This is a genomic window from Paenibacillus lemnae (assembly GCF_012933385.1).
Taxonomy (GTDB): Bacteria; Bacillota; Bacilli; order Paenibacillales; family Paenibacillaceae; genus Paenibacillus_AQ; species Paenibacillus_AQ lemnae.
Window position 1 is genome coordinate 81,262 of sequence record NZ_JABBPN010000003.1, and the last position, 19,887, is coordinate 101,148.

At 51.2% G+C, this 19,887-nt stretch carries 10 protein-coding genes; all 10 read left to right on the plus strand.

Annotated features, from left to right (window positions below; genetic code table 11):
• The first annotated feature begins 260 nt into the window (after positions 1 to 260).
• The 10 genes from HII30_RS04100 to HII30_RS04145 all read left to right on the plus strand — a co-directional run bounded on the left by HII30_RS04100 (position 261) and on the right by HII30_RS04145 (position 19,885).
• Positions 261 to 5,915, plus strand: a complete 5,655-nt coding sequence (locus tag HII30_RS04100; RefSeq protein WP_169503752.1) for an S-layer homology domain-containing protein — start codon at positions 261 to 263, stop codon at positions 5,913 to 5,915.
• Between the two features lie 82 nt (positions 5,916 to 5,997).
• Entirely contained in the window at positions 5,998 to 7,431 is a 1,434-nt protein-coding gene (locus tag HII30_RS04105; protein WP_169503753.1) for a glycosyl hydrolase family 28 protein, read from the plus strand.
• Between the two features lie 170 nt (positions 7,432 to 7,601).
• Positions 7,602 to 10,670 carry a glycoside hydrolase family 2 TIM barrel-domain containing protein gene (locus tag HII30_RS04110; protein WP_169503754.1) on the plus strand — a complete coding sequence of 1,023 codons (3,069 nt, stop codon included), beginning with the start codon at positions 7,602 to 7,604 and terminating at the stop codon, positions 10,668 to 10,670.
• Positions 10,671 to 10,725: 55 nt separating this feature from the next.
• Positions 10,726 to 11,880: an AGE family epimerase/isomerase gene (locus tag HII30_RS04115; protein WP_169503755.1), complete on the plus strand. Its 1,155-nt coding sequence runs from the start codon at positions 10,726 to 10,728 to the stop codon at positions 11,878 to 11,880.
• Positions 11,881 to 12,026: 146 nt separating this feature from the next.
• Positions 12,027 to 13,037: a Gfo/Idh/MocA family protein gene (locus HII30_RS04120; protein ID WP_169503756.1), complete on the plus strand. Its 1,011-nt coding sequence runs from the start codon at positions 12,027 to 12,029 to the stop codon at positions 13,035 to 13,037.
• A 332-nt stretch (positions 13,038 to 13,369) separates the two neighbouring features.
• A complete protein-coding gene (locus tag HII30_RS04125; protein WP_169503757.1) occupies positions 13,370 to 14,896 on the plus strand; it encodes a response regulator transcription factor in 1,527 nt (508 codons plus the stop codon).
• The gene (locus HII30_RS04130) at positions 14,893 to 16,644 is read left to right on the plus strand and encodes a cache domain-containing sensor histidine kinase (protein WP_169503758.1); all 1,752 of its coding nucleotides are present in this window, start codon (positions 14,893 to 14,895) and stop codon (positions 16,642 to 16,644) included. Before HII30_RS04125 ends, HII30_RS04130 begins: the two co-directional genes overlap by 4 nt.
• A 153-nt stretch (positions 16,645 to 16,797) precedes the next feature.
• Positions 16,798 to 18,150: an extracellular solute-binding protein gene (locus HII30_RS04135; RefSeq protein ID WP_169503759.1), complete on the plus strand. Its 1,353-nt coding sequence runs from the start codon at positions 16,798 to 16,800 to the stop codon at positions 18,148 to 18,150.
• Positions 18,150 to 19,076, plus strand: a complete 927-nt coding sequence (locus HII30_RS04140) for a carbohydrate ABC transporter permease (protein WP_246246097.1) — start codon at positions 18,150 to 18,152, stop codon at positions 19,074 to 19,076. The genes HII30_RS04135 and HII30_RS04140 overlap by 1 nt, the downstream gene beginning before the upstream one ends.
• The gene (locus HII30_RS04145) at positions 19,073 to 19,885 is read left to right on the plus strand and encodes a carbohydrate ABC transporter permease (protein WP_169503760.1); all 813 of its coding nucleotides are present in this window, start codon (positions 19,073 to 19,075) and stop codon (positions 19,883 to 19,885) included. Before HII30_RS04140 ends, HII30_RS04145 begins: the two co-directional genes overlap by 4 nt.
• Positions 19,886 to 19,887 lie beyond the last annotated feature (2 nt).

Consider the following 19,887-nt stretch of genomic DNA (forward strand, 5'->3'; position numbering starts at 1 on the left):
TATGGATTGAAAGAACGATAGGAATATTATGAACATCTTAAAAAACTGCTATTACAGCTGAAATAACTGCATCTATTCAGGATAAGGTGAGTGATAAAATCCGAGTGACCTGAAGGGCCAATTATCTGTAGTCATATAAGGGGGTGAATGACGTCAGTTCGAAGTAGTGTAAGCGCTATACCTTAAATGTATTCCGTAACCGGAATAACCGTGAGGTTTGATAGGCAGCATTTATATTTCTTGGAAAAGGAGAGGAAGGAATGAATCAGTATCAGGACATGGGAACGATGAACAAACAACGGCCACGGAGATGGATCTCCATCGTGATCATTATCGCTATGCTTGTATCGGTTGTGCCGGTATCCGTCTCGGCAGCATCTGCAGATGAAGCAGGACTACCGGCAGCCATCGCCGCTGCAGGGAATGAAGGCACTGCACAGGAAGGAGACGTACAAGAATTGTCCAGCACCTTGAATGCAGCCGTCGATATTATCAGCGTGACCAGTGAGGAAGGGTTCGTCCATCCCGGCATAGGTGCCACCAAGGAAGTACTCGAAAATATGAGAACGCAGATTCAGAATATGCAGGAGCCATGGTACAGCTACTATACGGCCATGCTGGAAGCCGATGAGGCGAAAACTCAGTTCGTATCCAGCATTTCTCTGGATGGCGTAACCCTGCGGACCGACGCTTATAATGCCAGCAATGTTAAAGATATGGCGTCAAGGGATGGATCTCGGGCATACACACAGGCCCTGTTATACTACATCACCGGAAACGAAACCTATCGCTCGAATGCACTGAGAATTTTAAGGCTGTGGCAGCAGATGGATCCGGATAAATATCAATATTTTGCCGATTCGCATATCCACACCGGTATTCCGCTCTACATGATGATTATGGCGGCGGAGATTCTCCGCTATACCAGTTCTTCAGAGGAGTTGAAGTGGACAGAGGAGGACACAGAAAAGTTCACCAATAATGTCATTGATCCAGCGGTAAGGACCTTTCTGGATTATAACGACAAGTTTATGAACCAGCACAATTATCCGCTGTACGGCACCCTTTCTGCTTACATTTTTAAGAATGACAAAGAAAATTATGAGAAGGCGGTAGAGTGGTTTACCGTCAATGACTCAGCCCCGGATAAATACATCACAGGCTCCATCTACTGGCTGTACCGGATGGTGACACAGAATGATGAAACCGGCCAGCCTGTGAACCCTTACGTGCAGGCTGTGGAGATGGGGCGCGATCTGGCGCATAGCGATGGAGATGCGTCGAACATGGTGGCTCTCGCCCGTATGCTGGAATCTCAAGGCACCAAGGTAGACCCTGTGGATGGTACGGTGACCACGGGCGGAGATGGAGTGTCTGTGTATGAGTTCCTGGACGACCGGATCTTAGCGGGAACCGATTATTTTCTCAAAAAGCAGCTGGGCTATGACATCCAGTGGACTCCGGTCAGAACTTCGGCCGCTTCGGAATATCATCAGGCGAAAATTTATTCCATCGTGTCGGATGAGTATGAAGGCAGGATTCTGTATACGAATTTGACGGCCTGGGATCTGTACTACGTGTACCGTTACAAGCTGGGCTATTCAGAGGAGCAGCTGGAAGCGAAGGCTCCCTATTTTGTCAAAGCATTCAAGACCCGGGTCGCGCCCAACTTCTATTTCTCCGGTGCAGGCTCTGACGAGGACGTAGTCCGGAGATTTACCGGGGCAGACTGGTGGATATTCATTCCGGAAGAAGCAGCCGCTGAATCGCTGGACTCCACCGAGAGAACAGTGAAGGACAATATTTCTCATGAGAACCGGTACATCCTGCAGTTGGATGAAACTTACAGCATTATCGACGGCTCAAACGAGATCGTGGATGAAACCGAGCTGATCCGGACGGAGACCGAAGGAGATATCAGCTATATTGGGACAACAGCGAGCGATAATGGCACGATGTTTGCGGCTTACAACATCTTCTTCATCAACCGGAATGACACGGCGAAGGTCGCGTTGAAGATCCGCACGGATGGCCCGGCCAAGCTGGAGCTGAAGAAAGAGCGGGAGTCCGAGCCTTTCCAGACCCTTGAACTGCCGGACACAAATCAGGAGTGGAAGTATGTAACCTTTGATATGGGGCAGGATGACGTCTCGTACGGAGAATTTACGACCCGTACATTCCTGGCGTACTTTAACATTGTTGGTGAAGGTACGAAGGTGGATTTCGATTACATGAACATCAAAGCAGATGAAACGCTGACGCCGCCTGTCTTTAACAAGATTACGAACGACAGCATGGATCTGACCGTGTTTGCTGACAGTACGATCGAATATGATTTCTCTGCTGCGGACAGCAATAGTGGACATCAGATTTCATATGAGCTGCAGGGCGATGATCTGCCGGGTGCGGTGCTTGACCCTTCGACGGGAGCATTCACCTGGACTCCTTCAGCCGGGCAGGCGGGCTCCTATGTAAGTCTGGTTGCTGCATCAGACGGCGAGTCGGTTACTGCCGTGCGCCTGAACATTAATGTAGCCGCAGATCGGCAGGGTGCCATGGATCAAGTATCTTCCCACTATAACCCGGATACCGCTTATGAATCGAGTTCCCTCGAACATTATGAGGAAGTGTATGCCACGGTGTCTGGACTGGTGAACACGTCGACAGACAGCGAGTTCTATGCCGCTCTCGATGAGCTGGGCCGCGCCGTGGATGGACTGAAGCTTCTGAACCCGCTCCTGAGCGACGGCAGCCTAAATTTTCCCGGCCGGATGAGTTCATCCCTTCAGACCGGATTCGATGCCTATCTGACGGACAATAACTCCGTGACCTTCAGCGGAGATTTGTGGTCCAAATATTTCACGATGGATTTCGGATTGAATTTCCGGGTTGCACCTGAGAGTTTTGCCCTGCAGCCTCGGAATATATGGCCCGAACGCATGGCTGGTGCAATTGTTTACGGCTCCGATGATGGAGATACGTGGATTCCGCTGACGGGTGAAGCCCAGTACAGCAACGATCTCCAGACCTTGAACGTGCTGCCGGAACGCCTGGGCGAGGCCTACCGGTATTTTAAAGTTTCGACGACAGAAACCACCAATACTTACGGGAGAAAAAGCTACCTTCTTAGCGTGGGTGAATTTAGAATCTTCGGCGAGCGTTCCGAAATCCCGACCCGGCTCGAGAGCGTATCCATCGGTACAGATGCAACTCCATTGACACAGCATATGCAGGGGAGCGGTGCCAGCAGTAATGTTCAGGTTCCGGTCAAAAAAGCCGCTGAAGGCGACACGATAACGCTGGATATAACCACGAAGCAGCCTTTGACTGAGCTTACGGCAAGCATTGCCGGTATGGATGCCGAAGTGATCCAGCAGGATGATCAGCATTACACGGCTTCGGTGACCCTCAGTCCGGAAGCGGCGGCATGGAATGCAAGCCGGAATGCGGTATTTGAAATCAATTACAAATACCTGGACTCCAGGAATAACGGAACGGAAACGGCAGGTCTGCCGATGGAAGGTACGACAGACGGGTCTGTGGTGCTGGTATCGGACACCTCAAAGCGGATTGATGTCATGAGTAAAGCGGAGCTGACCTTCAACCGGCCGTCAGATCTTGGAGCGGTGGTCGGCCCGAGACTGTTTGACGGAAACACATCGACATTCGTGGATATCCGCAACGAGTCCAGCTCCGGCAACAATGTGTTCTATCAGTTTGATTTTGGCCAAGGCGGTGTCTCGCTGAGCAGTGTAGAGCTTGTACCGAGAATGACCACGAATCTGGCCAGCCGTATGATCGGCATTTACGTAGCCGGCTCGAGCGATGGAGTGACCTTCAAGAAGATCTCTCCCGAATCCAAATTTCTCTGGGATTGGCAGGGGCTGATCGTAAACGATGACACTTATTATCGCTATATCCGCATTGTGAATCAAAACTCCTGGTTCGGGAATCTGTCGGAGCTTCAGTTCTTCGGCTCGTATGTCGAAGACAGATCAAGCGTAGAGCAGCCTGGTGCGGATCGACGTCTGGATCTGGCTGACCTGCAGCTGAGTGAGGGTGAAATGACACCGGCCTTTGATCCCGAAGTGATCGCATACAGCGCCAGCGTAAGCCAGGATGTGTACCAGATCAGCGTGACGGCATCTGTGTATGATCCATCATCTACGCTGAGCATCAACGGCAATGACGCGGAGAGTGGAATTCCAGCTGTTGTCCAGTTGGAGGCAGGGGAGAACACGGTTACTGTCCAGGTGAGTGGAGAAGCGGGCGTGAAAGAATACGTATTGAAAGTGGTCCGCGGAGAAGATGACAGTGACGGAGATGATGAAGAAAAGTCATCGAATGCTGATCTGTCTGCACTTAAAGTCAGCCCGGGTACACTTACCCCGGCTTTCCGTCCAGATGTTAAGGAATACAGCGCAAAGGTAGGCTATGGCGTCAGCAGCGTAAACGTCACGGCATCCGTGTATGACGATAACGCATCGCTTACGGTGAACGGGGCGGAAGCGGGCTCCGGCGCAATCCGGGTGCCCCTGCAGATTGGCATGAATGAGATCAAACTGGAAGTTAAGGCCGAGGATGGTACGGTCAAAGAGTACACCCTTCGGATCAACCGGGAGCAGCGGCCAGGAACGGTCCCGCCTCCAACTGAACCAGTTGTAACTCCTCCGGCAGGGCCGCCGCCTGTCATCACGAATCCGCCTGCGGCGGCTGGAACTGACGGAGCAGTTAACGGAGGTTCAATCCTATATGATCTCAAGCCTGACAGCAAAGGCCAACTCGAGATTGAAGTGAAATCTGAGGATCTGTTGAAGGTGCTGAAGCAGCTAAAGGACGGCAAAATCATGATTGGAGTCAAGACCACCTCGGCGGAAGCTGAGCCTTCTCTGAAGAAAGCGTCCGTTCAGCTTCCTGTCAAGACACTGCTTGCGGAACTGGAGGCCGGAAACATTGAAGAGATCTCTTTCCGCCTCGGCCTGGCTGCTGTGACGGTATCAGCGGATGAACTGATGAAGACAGCAAAAGGTGCAAATCATTTGACGCTGCTGGTGTCCGCCGTGTCACCGGATGATCTCCCGGCTTCTGTAAAGGAGCGGATCGGCCGCGGAACTGTATATGATCTGCAGCTGCAGATTGACGGTAAGCCTGTTACGGGTGATAACGCACCGGTAGTGGGAGCCGTAGAACTGGACTATAAGATGGAAGCCGGGCAGAACCCGGAGACCATTGTGGCGTTTTCCGTGAATGAAGATGGTGCTCTGCATGTCATCCGAAACAGCCGCTATGATCGAGACGGAGGCATATTGACCTTCTATGCTGCTCCGCTCGGTGTCTATACGGTTCTGGAATCGGATGTGCATTTCAATGATTTGAGCAGTGTGTCCTGGGCCGGGGATGCAATTCTGAATCTGGCAGCCAGAGGTATCATTGAGGGCATGGCCCCTGGGCAGTATCAGCCGGAAGGGGCGGTAACCCGTGCCCAGTTCGTCAAACTGCTGGCCGAGGCACTGGACCTGAAGGCCGGAACCGGCAGATCCGGGTTTACGGATACAGTGAACGGAGCCTGGTATGAGGAGGCTGTGGCAGCAGCGAAGCAAGCTGGAATTATCCAGGGATACGAGGATGGACGGTTTGGCGTGAACGAACCGATCAGCAGACAAGATATCGCGGTGATGTTAGACCGGGCTTTATCTTATGTGAATGCTCCGATCTCATCCCAGTCGTCTTCGGAATATTCGGATGAGGGTGATATATCTGCCTATGCGGGGCCTGCGGTTGCCCGTTTATCCAGTGCGGGTGTGCTCCAAGGATTAAGCAGAGGCCAGTTTGCTCCACAGGAGCAGGCCACCCGGGCGCAGGCAGCCGTCATGCTGTACCGGATTCTTCAGAATGTAATGGAGCCTGAAATGTAAGAACGGGGACCGGGCAAAGAGAACAATCTTTGCCCGGTTCTATTGTATGAGCTTTAGGAATTTTCGAAGAGGTGATGGACGGTTGAGTTTACTTAAGATTTACGATGCGCCTTCGGGGGCGGTGAAAAGCGATGATTTTGCTGTGTATGCCCGCATGTCGGGGGGAGATTGGCAGGAGCTGTTTGTTTATGAAGTGAAGGTAGACATGCATCAGGTCACAAGATCATCGATGGCTTATTTCGATATGGAAGGCGAAATTGAAGTGAGAGTAGTCAGCCGAAAACAGCCCATACAAGAGGCGGTAATCCGTCCGCTATCGTACGAGTTGGCGTTCACCCATGATGAGCATAGAGTCGAGTTTACATTAAGTGAGCCTCGAAAATGTTCAATAGAAATTAACGGAGATCGGTTTTCCAATCTGCATCTGTTCGCCAATCCGTGTGAGCAGGATGCGCCGCAGGCGAATGACAGCGGAACCGTTTATGTTAAGCCTGGAATCCATCGGACTGATGAGCTTCTTGCTCTGCTGGAAAGGCCGGACGGCGGCACAGACCGGAGAACACTGTATTTTGCCCCCGGCATGCATCATATCGAAGAGACGATTTTGCGAATTCTGTCCCGGACTACCGTGTATATTGCCGGAGGCGCAATCGTGGCAGGATCGATGGTCTGCGACCAAGTGCAGGATGTGATCATCCGCGGCAGGGGAATATTGTATCTCTCGGAGTTCCCGCGTTTCTCGGCATTTCGGGGGATTCGAATCATGTTCTCCCGGAACATCACTGTAGAAGGGATTATCACCCTGGACCCGCCGCATTACAGCATTTATCTTGGCAAGTCACGGGACGTGCGCATTTCCAATTTCAAATCGTTCAGTACAAGGGGATGGTCGGACGGCATTGATATGATGGCCTGCACCGATATCGACATCGACGATGTGTTTCTGCGGACCTCGGATGATTGTATTGCCGTATACGGATCCAGGTGGGGCTACCGGGGAGACTCTGGCCGGATCCGTGTTCGCAACGCGGTGCTGTGGGCAGATGTGGCGCACCCGCTGATGATGGGAACCCATGGAGACGATGAGGGAGCCGGAGATCATATTTATGATGTGCAGTTTGAGAACATAGACATTCTGGAGCATCACGAGCCCCAGGTCAATTATATGGGGGCTATGGCCATCAATGCAGGGGATCACAACACGATCCGGGATATTGTGTACCGGAATATCCGGGTTGAAGACTTTGAACTGGGCCGGCTGATTGATGTCCGCGTGATGTGGAACCATGATTACAACCCCGCTCCCGGCAGACGAATCTACAATATTTCCTTTGAAGATATCCGTTACCAGGGAACACGTCATAAACCGAGCCGGATCATGGGGTACGATGAGGAAAAAACGGTCTCGAACGTCCGGTTTAAGGGACTATATATCAATCACCAGCTTGTACTGGGTCCTGAAGAGGGCGTGCTGGAGCTAAACGAGTATACAGACGGCATTACCTTTGAAGCTTGAGATCCTGCGGCTAAGGGAAGAGCGGAAGGACTCGTTACGAGGGTCGTTATTTTACTGCAGACCTTGAACAGGAAAATCACAAAAATGCTGCGATGCAAGCTAAAGAAAATGCACTCGCCGCTGGCGGGTGCCGGAGTATACTGTCTTGGATAGAGAGGAGAGAATGCACTGTGCTATCGATTGAAAAATATTGGGAAGACCCTAATCTGCTGCATGTGAACCGGGAACCAGCCCGGGCTTATTATATCCCATACGCTGACCTGGATTCTGCTGCTTCACGCAAGCGCTCCCGGTCGCCTTTTTATCAGGCTTTAAACGGAAACTGGAAGTTTCGTTATCATACAAGCGTAAAACATGTGGAAGAGGGATTTTATACCGAAGACGCTGATGTCAGCGGCTGGGATGATCTGCTTGTACCCTCATGCTGGCAGCGTAACGGGTATGATCAGCTGCATTATACGAATACGAATTATCCGATCCCCTGCGATCCTCCGTTTGTACCGGATGCCAACCCTGCAGGACTCTATGTCAGGGAATTTCAGGTTACAGAAAACTGGCAGGAGAAAGAAAAATATATTGTGTTTGAAGGCGTGAATTCGTGCTTCTATCTGTGGGTAAACGGTGTTTTTGCCGGGTACAGCCAGGGAAGCCGCAATCCGGCGGAGTTTCATATCAGTCCTTATGTGACCTCAGGCCGAAACCGGATCGCCGTTATGGTGCTGAAGTGGTGTGACGGGACTTATATGGAGGATCAGGACATGTGGCGGTATTCCGGCATTTTCCGCGATGTCTATCTGCTTGCACGTGATCAGGCGCATGTTCGTGACGTCTTTATCAAGCAGGAGCTGTCGGAAGATTTCCGTCTTGGCAGGCTGACCTGCGAACTGGACATAATCGGTACGCTGAAAGCAGACGTGGAGCTGCGGGATGCTGAAGGACGAAGGCTCCAAAGCGCAAGTGCAGTCATCAATGGCAGCGGCAATGTGGAGCTGCAGGTCCAAGATCCTGTGCTGTGGAATGCCGAGGTGCCGTATTTATATACCTTACATATTCACTATGGCGATGAAGTACTGGCTTTCAGAACGGGCTTCCGGCAGACGACTGTAATAGACGGCGTATTTCAGATTAACGGCCGTGCGGTCAAGCTGAAAGGGGTGAACCGGCACGAGTCCCATCCGGAGCTTGGCGCGGTCATCCCGCTGAAGCATATGATTCAGGATCTTCATTTAATGAAGCGGCACAACATCAACACCATCCGCACCGCCCATTATCCGAACGACCCGAGGTTTATGGAGCTGTGCGACGAGTACGGGTTTTATGTCATTGACGAGGCGGATCTTGAAGCTCACGGCATGAGTTCGGCGGAAAAATGGGCCGAGGGCGCGATCAACCGGCTGTCGGATAACACCCAGTGGGAAGCCGCGTTCGTCGAGCGGGCCCAGCGTCTGGTCGAGCGGGACAAAAATTTCCCGTGCGTCATCATCTGGTCTCTCGGCAATGAAGCGGGTTACGGTCCCAACCATATCGCTATGGCCCGCTGGGTTCAGAGCCGTGATGCATCCAGGCTTGTGCACTACGAGGGCGCGGCTGCCCGCTATAAAGGCAGCACCGATGTCGAGGCGTTGGACATGGAAAGCCATATGTATGAATCCGTGCCGTTTATCGAGGAGTACGCCAGGGATGAGAGTAAGACCAAGCCGCTGTTCCTGTGTGAATACAGCCATGCCATGGGCAACAGTCCTGGTGATCTGCAGGATTACTGGAAGGTCATCTATCAGTATCCGAAGCTGATGGGCGGTTGTGTGTGGGAATGGTGCGATCACGGTATTCTGGCCGAGACCGAAGACGGCAGGCCGTATTTCGCTTACGGCGGTGACTTCGGAGATAAGCCGAACGATGGGAATTTCTGTATTGACGGCCTGGTTTCACCGGACCGGATTCCACATACCGGCTTGCTGGAGCTGAAGCAGGTCATTGCTCCGGTCCGGATCGAAGCCTCGGACCTCAGCAGCGGAACGGTATGCTTGAGCAACCTGTATGATTTCAGAGATCTGTCGCATCTGTTCCTCAGCTGGTGTGTCGAGAAAGACGGTCATGTGCTGGAGCAGGGCCAGATCATGGAACTGGAGGCGGCTCCACACGGCGGTTCTCAAACACTAACCCTGCCATACAAGCTGCCGGAAGGAGATGGGCGGTATTTCCTTACCTTGTCCTGCCGGCAGAATGCGGAAACCCGCTGGGCAGAGCCGGGATATGAGATTATGTTCCAGCAGTTTGAGCTGCCGACAGGTCGCAAAGACGTGCTTTCCGCTGATCCGTCCGGACGAGAAGAACGCCCGTCGCTGCATGCTTCGCAAGGACATCGCCGGGAAATTCAGGCGAAATTGAAGGATCAACTGCTGGTGATCAAAGGCCTGGATTTCCGCCATACCTTCGACCTGTATGAGGGAACGCTCACCGGCCTGTCCAAACACGGTGTTACCATGCTGGCTGCTCCTGCAGCATGGAGCATCTGGCGGGCTCCGACCGACAATGACCGTGGCATCCAATCCAAATGGCTCACCGAAGGGTATGACCGGGCCGTGATGAAGGTGTACGGCTGTACATGGTCGCAGCAGCCGGACGGTACGGTGGAGGTTATCGTCGACTACTCGCTCGGCGGCTATACCCGCTATCCGCTGCTGCGTGGCAGAACCCATTGGCGGTTTGGTACGGATGGCGGTGTGTTTCTCCGCACGGAAGTCGAGGTTCGGGAGGAGCTGCCGTTCCTGCCGAGATTCGGTCTTCAGCTGACCCTGCCGGCGGGGAACGAAGAGGTCGAATATTTTGGATATGGTCCGCAAGAAAGTTATATAGATAAGCGGCTGAGCACGCGAATGAGCAAGTACGAGCTGACGGTGGACGATATGTTTGAAAACTATATTCATCCACAGGAGAATGGTTCGCGTTATGGTACCGAATGGGCTGTAATCTCTAACCGTCAGGGGATGGGGCTGCGTGTGGAAGCACCGAAGCCTTTCTCCCTGCAGGCGCTGCATTACACACCAGAGGACCTCACTGCAGCACGGCATGATTATGAGCTGACTCCGCGCAGGGAGACGATTGTGCACGTGGATTACAAAATGAGCGGCATCGGTTCGAATTCCTGCGGTCCGGAGCTTGGTGAGCCGTACCGGCTGGATGAGAAGGCATTTACGTTTGAACTCCGCCTGCTGCCGGTGTTCAAGGAAGATGAATAAGAACTGTTGTTGATTGAAGCGTAACGATATTGAACAACGAAGGGCGGCATGACACATGTTAAAACAAGCAGAACAGCAATGGCTGAATAGTGTGATTGAGAAATTAACGGTGAAGATGGATCAGGTCAGCGAGCGTTCCCGGGACAAAATTCCATATACAACGCTGGACGGGGTACATGACGACCGGGCAACTGTAAATCCTTCCGGATACGATACCGATGGGATCAACTGGTGGACCAACGGTTTCTGGGGCGGTATGTTGTGGCTGATGTACCATGAAACCGGGAATGAGAAGTACAAGGAGATTGCGCAGATTTCCGAAGCGAAGATGGACCAGTGCTTTGATGAGTTTTACGGCCTGCATCATGATGTTGGGTTTATGTGGCAGCCGACCAGCGTCACGAATTACAAGCTGACCGGCAATCCGGTATCCCGCAAGCGGGCTCTGCATGCGGCCAACCTGCTGGCCGGGCGCTTCAATCTTGCGGGCGGCTTCATCCGCGCGTGGAATGATTTGGAGGAAGGGGATACGCGGGGCTGGGCAATTATCGACTGCATGCTGAATCTGCCTATCCTTTATTGGGCAACGGAGGAGACGGGAGATCCACGGTTCCAGCAAATTGCGGTGAAGCATGCAGATACAGCCATGACGGCATTTGTTCGTCCTGATGGTTCGGTCAACCACATCGTGGAATTCGATCCCTTTCAGGGCGGCGTAGTCAAAACGCACGGCGGACAGGGCTTCGGTGAAGACTCTTCCTGGACGCGGGGACAGACCTGGGCACTGTACGGATATATGATGAGCTACCGTTATACCGGCAACGACGAATATTTACAGACGGCGAAGCGGGTGGCACATTATTTTATGGCCCACATTCCGGAGGATGGCATTATTCCTGTCGATTTCAGACAGCCGGAGGAGCCCAAGCTCGCGGATGATACGGCTGCAGCGATTGCGGCCTGCGGACTTATCGAGATATCAAAGGCAGTTGGCGGTCACGAAAGCCGGTTCTATCTGTCGGCGGCGCTGAAGCTGCTTCGCACGCTGGATGCCTCACGCATCGACTGGTCGCCAGATACAGACCATATCCTGCTGCACGGCTCGGCAGCCTACCATGCGGCGCGGCATCATGAGTCGATTATTTACGGTGATTTTTATTTCATGGAAGCCATCTTTAAGTTGAAAGGAAACGACCTGTATTTGTGGTAACTATTAGTGTATATCTCAAAAAAAAAGCTTCTGCGCATAAAGATGCCGGAGGCTTTTTTTGATAGGCCTTACTGTTCTATAATAGAGAAGTTGGAATTCAACTACATATCATATACATCATTACCTGATGGAACAGGAGAACACAAATGACAAAAAAGAAATTAGCTGTGATCGGCTTAGGCAACATGGGCCGCCATATGATCCACCGCCTCGTGCCCCAATACACAGACCATATCGAACTAATCGCCATCTGCGACAGGGATGAATCCAGCCTGCAAAAAGAAGCAGCAGAAGCAGGCGGAAGCCCGCAGCTGTATACCGATTACCGTCAGCTGCTGGAGGAAGTGGCACTGGATATCGTATATATCGCTGTTCCGCCGTCCCTGCATTATGATGTGGCGCGGATTGCTTTTGAGAAGGGCATCCATGTCTTCTGTGAGAAGCCGCTCGCCAACAGCCTGGAAGAAGCCAGAAGTCTGGTAGAGCTGGCGGAGCAAGCTGACAGAATCCACGCGGTTCATTTCTCGCTTCCGCTGGAGGAACCCGTTCTGAAGATGAAGTCCCTGCTTGAGAGTAAAGCGATCGGGGAGATTCGCATGATGAATCTATACCTGGAGTTTCCGCAGTGGCCAAGAGCCTGGCAGCAGAACCCGTGGATCGCTTCCAGACAGCAGGGCGGTTATCTGCTCGAAGTAGGCATTCACTGGATTCAGATGATCCAGCAGGTATTTGGCCCGATTACGCATGTGAAGAGTGAGATAGAGTTTCCGGAGGATGCAAGCAAGTGCGAGAGCCGTGTCCAGGCAGTCCTGCGGCTTCATGATGGCACGGAGATTCATCTGTCGGGAACGGACCAGCGGGAAGGTGAGGAGCGGATGTCCCTGGTGATTCAGGGTAAGCAAGGAACGCTGGCGCTGGAGAACTGGAGCCAGCTGCAGTTGGGCGATAAGGATGCAGCAGACATGCAGCCTGTATCTGTGAACGATGTCGTCAGCCCGCTGCCGATTCTAAAGCAGTTCATTCAGCTCATGAATGGAGAACCTGGGGTCACATTCAACTTCCATGACGGCTATAACGCACAGGTTGTGCTGGAAGCTCTGCGTAATCCGGCTGAGGGATTTACGGATCTAGTGCCGTCTCTTCGATTTCATTCATAACCCCCACCATGTTTTTAACAGCGAATCAAAATTACCATGTTACGTGAAACGTGTCATGTGTTAATATAATGTCCACAAGTTCTTTCTGCCGTGTCTAATTGTCGCCTTTATCGCACTTATTGGATATGTGAGGTCTAAGGATTGAAATACGGAATCTGGAAAAGTAGAAGCTGACGTTGGTTAGATGACAACATCAGCTTTTTTTGTTGTTGCGTTTCACAGCCCTGCGGGCTCAACTGATTGCTTGCAGACACTTCTCTTGACAACGCGATAAGTGTTGGCTATATCTATTAAATATCTTAATTCGCTATAAGAAATGAAGGTGCTTAAGAATGAGGATCAGCGTGATGCTTGTCGACGATGAGCCCCTTGCTTTGGAAAATTTGTATGAAACCGTGCCTTGGCAGGATTACAGGTTCGAAGTCGTCGCCCGGGCGACAAATGGAAAAATGGCATTGAGAATGTTCGAGCAGCTCCGGCCCCATATTGTCATCACGGACATATCTATGTCTCCCATGGACGGGCTGGAGCTCGGAAGCCGCGTCCGTGAAATCCGGCCGGAGACCCACCTGATTTTTCTTACCGCTTACCGGGACTTCGACTATGTCAGGCATGCGCTTGATTTAAAGGCGGCTCATTATTTGCTGAAACATGAGATCAGCCGCAACAGGCTTCTGGAGCAGCTGATCAAGCTCCGTGAACATATAGAAGCCGAGCAGACCGCAGAACGTCAGGAAAACCGCCGTTGGTTTAGAGAGCTGCTCTGCGGCAATTTAGATGAGCAGTCCGAGAAGCGGGAAGCAGGACGGCTTCTTCCTTGCGCGGCGTCCCTGCTTTATTTTGAATTAAATCCCTGCTTAAGGCTGGACGGCCGCAGAGAGACCGATCGTTTTGATGATCCTTCTGTATGGGATGCTGTGGCAGATGAAATGATGCAGGAGGAAGGTACAGGAATCAAGGAGATTCTTTTATTGGAGACAGGGGATGGCGGCTGCGCGGCAGTTATTCAGTTCTCCATTCCGAACAGCCTGCTGATCAAACAGTATACACTCCAAAAGATCTCGCTTACCCTCCAGCGCTGTATGCTGGATCGTGCAGGAGAGGCACCTAAAATATTGATGTCAGCTGTGCTGGAACGGGAGAATGTCCACCGGCAGTATGAGCGGATCAAGCATTTGTATACCTATGCTTTCTTTCTCCCCGATCGATCTATCTTTTTGCTGGAACAGGCTCTGGGCTCGACTGAAACGTCGGCAGAGCTGGAGAGTGAATGGATGGATCCAGCAGAGAATGAGAGAGAGAAGACGGATACGGAGATGCTGGATGGCTGGAGAAAAAATCTGGATGGGATTCTGGCGAACAAGTCGATAGATGGCCTGCTCTTCACTGTTAAACGGACGGGAGAGAGATGGACTCAAGCTGGCATTGGAAAACCGGATATGCCGCTGGGCTGTGATGCTCACCATATTGTGGACACTCTATACCGCATGGCTGAAGACAGAGCGAAAAATAATCGTCAACAGTCGCAGTACTCTCGCTGGGTGCTGAAAGCGATGGAATATGTGCATGAGCATTACGGTGACACCGAGTTGTCGCTGGAGACTGCAGCGGAACATCTGCAGATCAGCGCGGTTCACTTGCGGATGACATTCAAGAAAGAGACAGGCAGATCGCTGCTGGACTACACGACAGAGTATCGGATAGAAGCTGCGAAGCGGCTGCTGCTTACTGAAAAGTTGAAAATTTACGAAGTGTCCGAGAAAGTTGGTTACCGGACGAGCCAGTACTTCAGTCAAGTGTTCAAGAAAGCCACAGGCCTCCATCCCAAAGATTTTGTCCGAACGGAAACCGGTCGATGAGAGTACGCCGCATCCGAAACAAAATTCTGGGGAGTGTCATTCTGATTGTTGTCGTATCGATCACGCTGATCAGTGTGCTGGCACTGGAGCGTTTCTCTTCGATTTTAGAAAACCAGGCCCTGAAAGAGGATCTGATCCATGTCGATCAGACAGCCGACCAGATCGAGCAGTTCATCGAGGATGTAACGCTGTATGCAGGCAACATGGTTAATGACGAGCTGCTGCAGTCCTTTGCCAAGCGGAATTCCTATCCTTCTGTGTACGAGGAGATCAAGGCCTATCAGCAGGTGGTCGTTCAGTTGACCAAGTTCAATGTGCTCCGCAACTACTTGGAGAGCTCGGCCATTGTTCGAAATGATGGCAAAGTGTTCTGGTCTTCTCTCTATCTTGACCCCTACTTTGAGCGGGAATTGGGCAAGAGCTGGTATCGCGACGCGATTGGAACCGGACGGAAAAGCGGTTTTACTGCCCCTCACACCATCAGTGTCAGCAGCGGAGACCAGAAGGTGGTCAGCTTTTACATCCGTTTTGCGCCCGAATATGGAGGTGTCCTGCTGCTGAACATCAGATATGATGCGATTGCCAAGCTGTTCGATTCGCTCGCACCCTCCTTCGAACGCTATGCCTGGATGAATGATGGCGGTTCAACCTATCTGCTGAATCGAAACATGACGCACAGTATTTCAGCATCAACCCAGGAACTTACGGACGGGGAAGTTACCGTGCATCATCAGAGATCGGGATACTATCTGACCCGTTCATTCAAGGAGACAGGCTGGTCCGTTATCACGTATACTTCCAAAGGGAGATTTTATAGACTCCTGGGCTACGTCGTCCAGTATTGGGCGATCTTCCTGACGCTGTGCCTCGGTCTTTGCGTGCTGCTGTTTCTGCCGATCATCTCCAACATTACCCGTCCAATCTCCCAAATGTCCAAAGCGATGAAGATGGTGTCCATGGGCAATTACAATGTAGGTTTGCAGTTCCGAAGCAATGACGAGCTGGATATTTTACGTACCGGGTTTCAATCCATGCTGCGCGACATTGAGCTGCAGATCGAAGAGAAAGTCCAGCAGGAAAAGTGGAAAAAGAGAGTTTCGACAGAACTGCTTCTTGCCCAAATGAACCCTCATTTTATTTATAACACACTGAATACCGTCATCTACTTGTCACGTAAAGGAAACAACAAAGCTGTCGAGGAGATGGTTGAAGCCTTTATTGGCATTTTGCATGATGCCGTGAAGCTCGGCGAGAGCGGGCTGTTCATTCAGGCGGCGAAAGAGAAGGAACTCATTGATCATTACGTGCTTATACAAAAGTACCGGTATATTGATAAATTCGATCTGGTCTGGAATATGAAAGAGGAGATGGAGTCTGTCCTGATTCCCAAGAGCGTGCTGCAGCCGCTTGTGGAGAATGCGATTTTTCATGGATTTGCCGAACTGGAATCACCCGGTTTGATTGAAATCACATTGGAGCGGACGGAGGATTACATCATTCTGAAAGTAAGAGACAACGGAACAGGCATGGACCCCGAGACGGCCGCAAGACTATTAGCGGGAGAGCTTCCTACAACCGTTCGGCATACCGGCCCTATGAAGCATATCGGAATCACCAACATTCGCGAGCGATTAACTTATTTGTATGGCGATGCAGCAGTGTTCAAGCTGGATACCAACGAAGGCGACGGAACGACCATTGTGATTACTCTGCCGCTGAAGTCAGACGTCATTATTGAAAGCGGTTAAAATTCGGTATCGCTTTTTATACAGAATCATCAGATTGTATCATTGTGGCTCCTTCACATCGACGGTATATTACGTGGTGAACAGACAGCACGGATGCATAGTCTTTATCGCTCGGTGCTGTCCAAAGCTAGTTTACAAAGGGGGTTGCAAGAAATGCAGAAAGATTTTCGGAAAAAGTTATCTTGGAGCACACTCATGGGACTGATGCTCTGCGTCTCACTCGTTCTGTCGGCATGCGGAGGCTCTAATGAAGGTGGCAATTCCAACAGTTCCAGCTCGCCGGAGGCATCATCGGAAAACGGCTCGGACGCAGCTGAGAACGGCAAACTGATCGTCTGGGGATGGGACAAAGGCAGTCACGACAAGCTGATGACCGAATTCTCGAAAAATCATCCGAATATTCAAGTGGAATACGTGGAGGTTTCAGCAAAGGATTATTTGAAGAAAATTCAGACCTCGATCGCGTCCGGCTCCGAGCTGCCTGACATCATCTGGGCAGAAGCAGCACAGCGTGGAGCGATCTATGAGCTGAATGTACTGGAAGATCTCGGTGCCGCACCGTACAACTTCGATAAGAGTACACTTCTGGACTTTGAAGTTCCGCTCCTGACCAACAGCAAGGGACAGCTGGTCGCTCTGGATCAGCAAGTAGCGCCGGGCGCTGTTGCCTATAAGCGGGAACTGGCAAAGCAGTATCTGGGTACAGATGATCCGGATCAGCTTGCTTCGATGTTCCAGAGCTGGGACGATTTCGCACAGAAGGGCAAGGACGTATATGATCAAAGCCAAGGCAAAGTTACGATGTTCGCAAGCTTGATGGACGCCTACACCATTCTGAGCAATCAGATGACAGAGCCATTTGTTGACGGAAATAAGGTCAATAAGGCGGAGATGCTTGACTTGTTCAATAAGCTCCAGATGCTGCGGGACACGAACAATGAAGCAAAGCTCAGTATGTGGTCACCTTCGTGGAGCGCTTCCTACTCCCAGGACAACGTGATTTTCTATCCAGCGGCGAATTGGTCGCCTGAGTTTGTCATCAAGCCGAATGACAAGAACAGCAGTGGCGCTTGGGGTCTGACGGTCCCGCCTGGAGGAGGCTTCACCTATGGGGGTACTTCGGTTGGAATCTGGAAGGACAGCAAGCAGAAGGAAGCCGCGTGGACATACCTGAAAGGAACATACGGTTCTGAGGAAGGCGCAGAGGTCAGCTTCAAGGGGATGCAGGCCATTCTTCCTCTGAAATCGGTCTTTGACGATACCTCCAAGCTGGCTTCCGGTCCAGATGAGTTTTTCGGCGGCCAGGACCTGAACAAGTTCTGGGTCGAAAAGGTATTCCCGAGCATTAAAGCCAAACCGGTCACAAAATACGATCAGGATGTGTATGCCGCTTCGGAAATCGTGCTCCAGACGATGGCGCAGGACAACAATTTCGATGCCAATCAAGCGCTTGAGAAATGGTCCGAGGAGATGAAGAAGAACCATCCGGAATTGACGATTGAATAATGAAGACAAGTCGCATGAATCGAACCAATAAGTGGCCTTATCTGTTCATTACACCTTATTTTTTGTTCTATGCTGTATTCAGTTTATTTCCCATCTTCTTCACCTTGTATTTGAGCTTTACCGATTGGGATTTGTTCGGCAATAAAAACTTCGTCGGCTTCGATAACTATGTGCAGCTGTTCATGCATGACAAGTTTTTCTGGACCTCTTTATGGAATGTTCTCGTGTTTATTGCCTGCTATCTGCCTGCACTGGTACTGATCGGCATGCTGATTGCCAGCCTGATTGAGAGCAAGCTGATTCGCCGAAAAACCTTTTTCCGCCTGAGCTTTTTCAGTGCCTATATGACGACACCGGTGGCCATTGGTATTATTTTTGCGCTGCTTTTTGACTGGCAGGGAGGGTTTGTCAATAATCTGTTTATTGAGCTGGGCTGGATCCAGGATAAGGTGAATTGGCTTGGCTCGCCTGCTTGGGCACGCTGGATTGTGATCATGATGATTTTCTGGAAGAATCTTGGATACTTTATTATGTTCTATGCAGCAGGAATGGCGAGCATCGATACATCAATCTACGAAGCAGCCGAGATTGACGGCGCTTCTGCCAAAAGTGTCTTTTTTCGCATTACCATCCCGCTGCTTAAGCCGATCAACCTGTTTCTTATTATTACGTCCATTATCGGCGGACTGCAGCTCGTAGAAGAGCCGATGCTCTTGTACAGCGGCTGGGCTTCCGGTACATCGATGACAGGAGGACCGGACGGCTCTGTATTTACTCCGATTTGGTATATGTTCGACGCTTCATTTAGCGGCTCTTCGTTCAAATACGGCAAAGGGGCGGCCATAGCTTATTCAACGTTCCTTTTTATCGCATTGTTCTCACTAATGGGCATCAAATGGCTGAACCGGGACGGTGATTCGACATGAAGACTCAAAAATGGCTGCTGATCATCGTGCTGACCGTGGTGTCGCTGCTGTTTCTGTTTCCCTTTTACATGATGTTTGCAATGGGAACCTATTATTCCGAGGCTCTGTTTAAAAAGCTTCCAATCCTGCCTAGTGGATATCTGCTTGATAATTTGAAGACGATTCTATCGGCGGACTTTCTTCGCACCTATTGGAACAGCTTCTATGTAGCCGTACTATTTACCTTCGTATCGGTGCTGATGAGTGCGCTGACCGGCTTTGCCTTCGGCAAGTATGAATTTAAAGGTAAGAAGTGGCTGTACGGATTTATTCTCCTTACCATGATGATTCCAGGGCAGCTTGGATTGATTGCTTTTGTCATGGAGATGAAATGGTTTCATCTGAATAATTCCCATGCGCCGCTCATTATTGCGGGTCTGAATAATGCTTTCTGTGTCTTCTTTATGACCCAATTCGTGCAGTCCTCTGTACCGATGGAGGTCGTGGAAAGCGCACGTATTGACGGGTGTACGGAACCGGGCATATTCTCGCGAATCGTCATTCCTTTTCTGCTGCCAGCGATCAGTACACTCGGCTTGATCTGCTTTCTCGGTTCGTGGAATAACTATCTGCTGCCTCTTGTTACGATCAACAAGCCAGAGCTGTACACGCTGCCGCTCGGTATTGCCAACCTGTCGACCCGCTACCGGACCGATTATTCGGCCAGTATTCTCGGGCTAACGCTGGGGACGCTTCCGCTTATCGTGCTGTTCCTGTTCGGATCAAAGACCCTGGTTCGCGGATTAACAGGCGGCGCGGTTAAAGGATGACA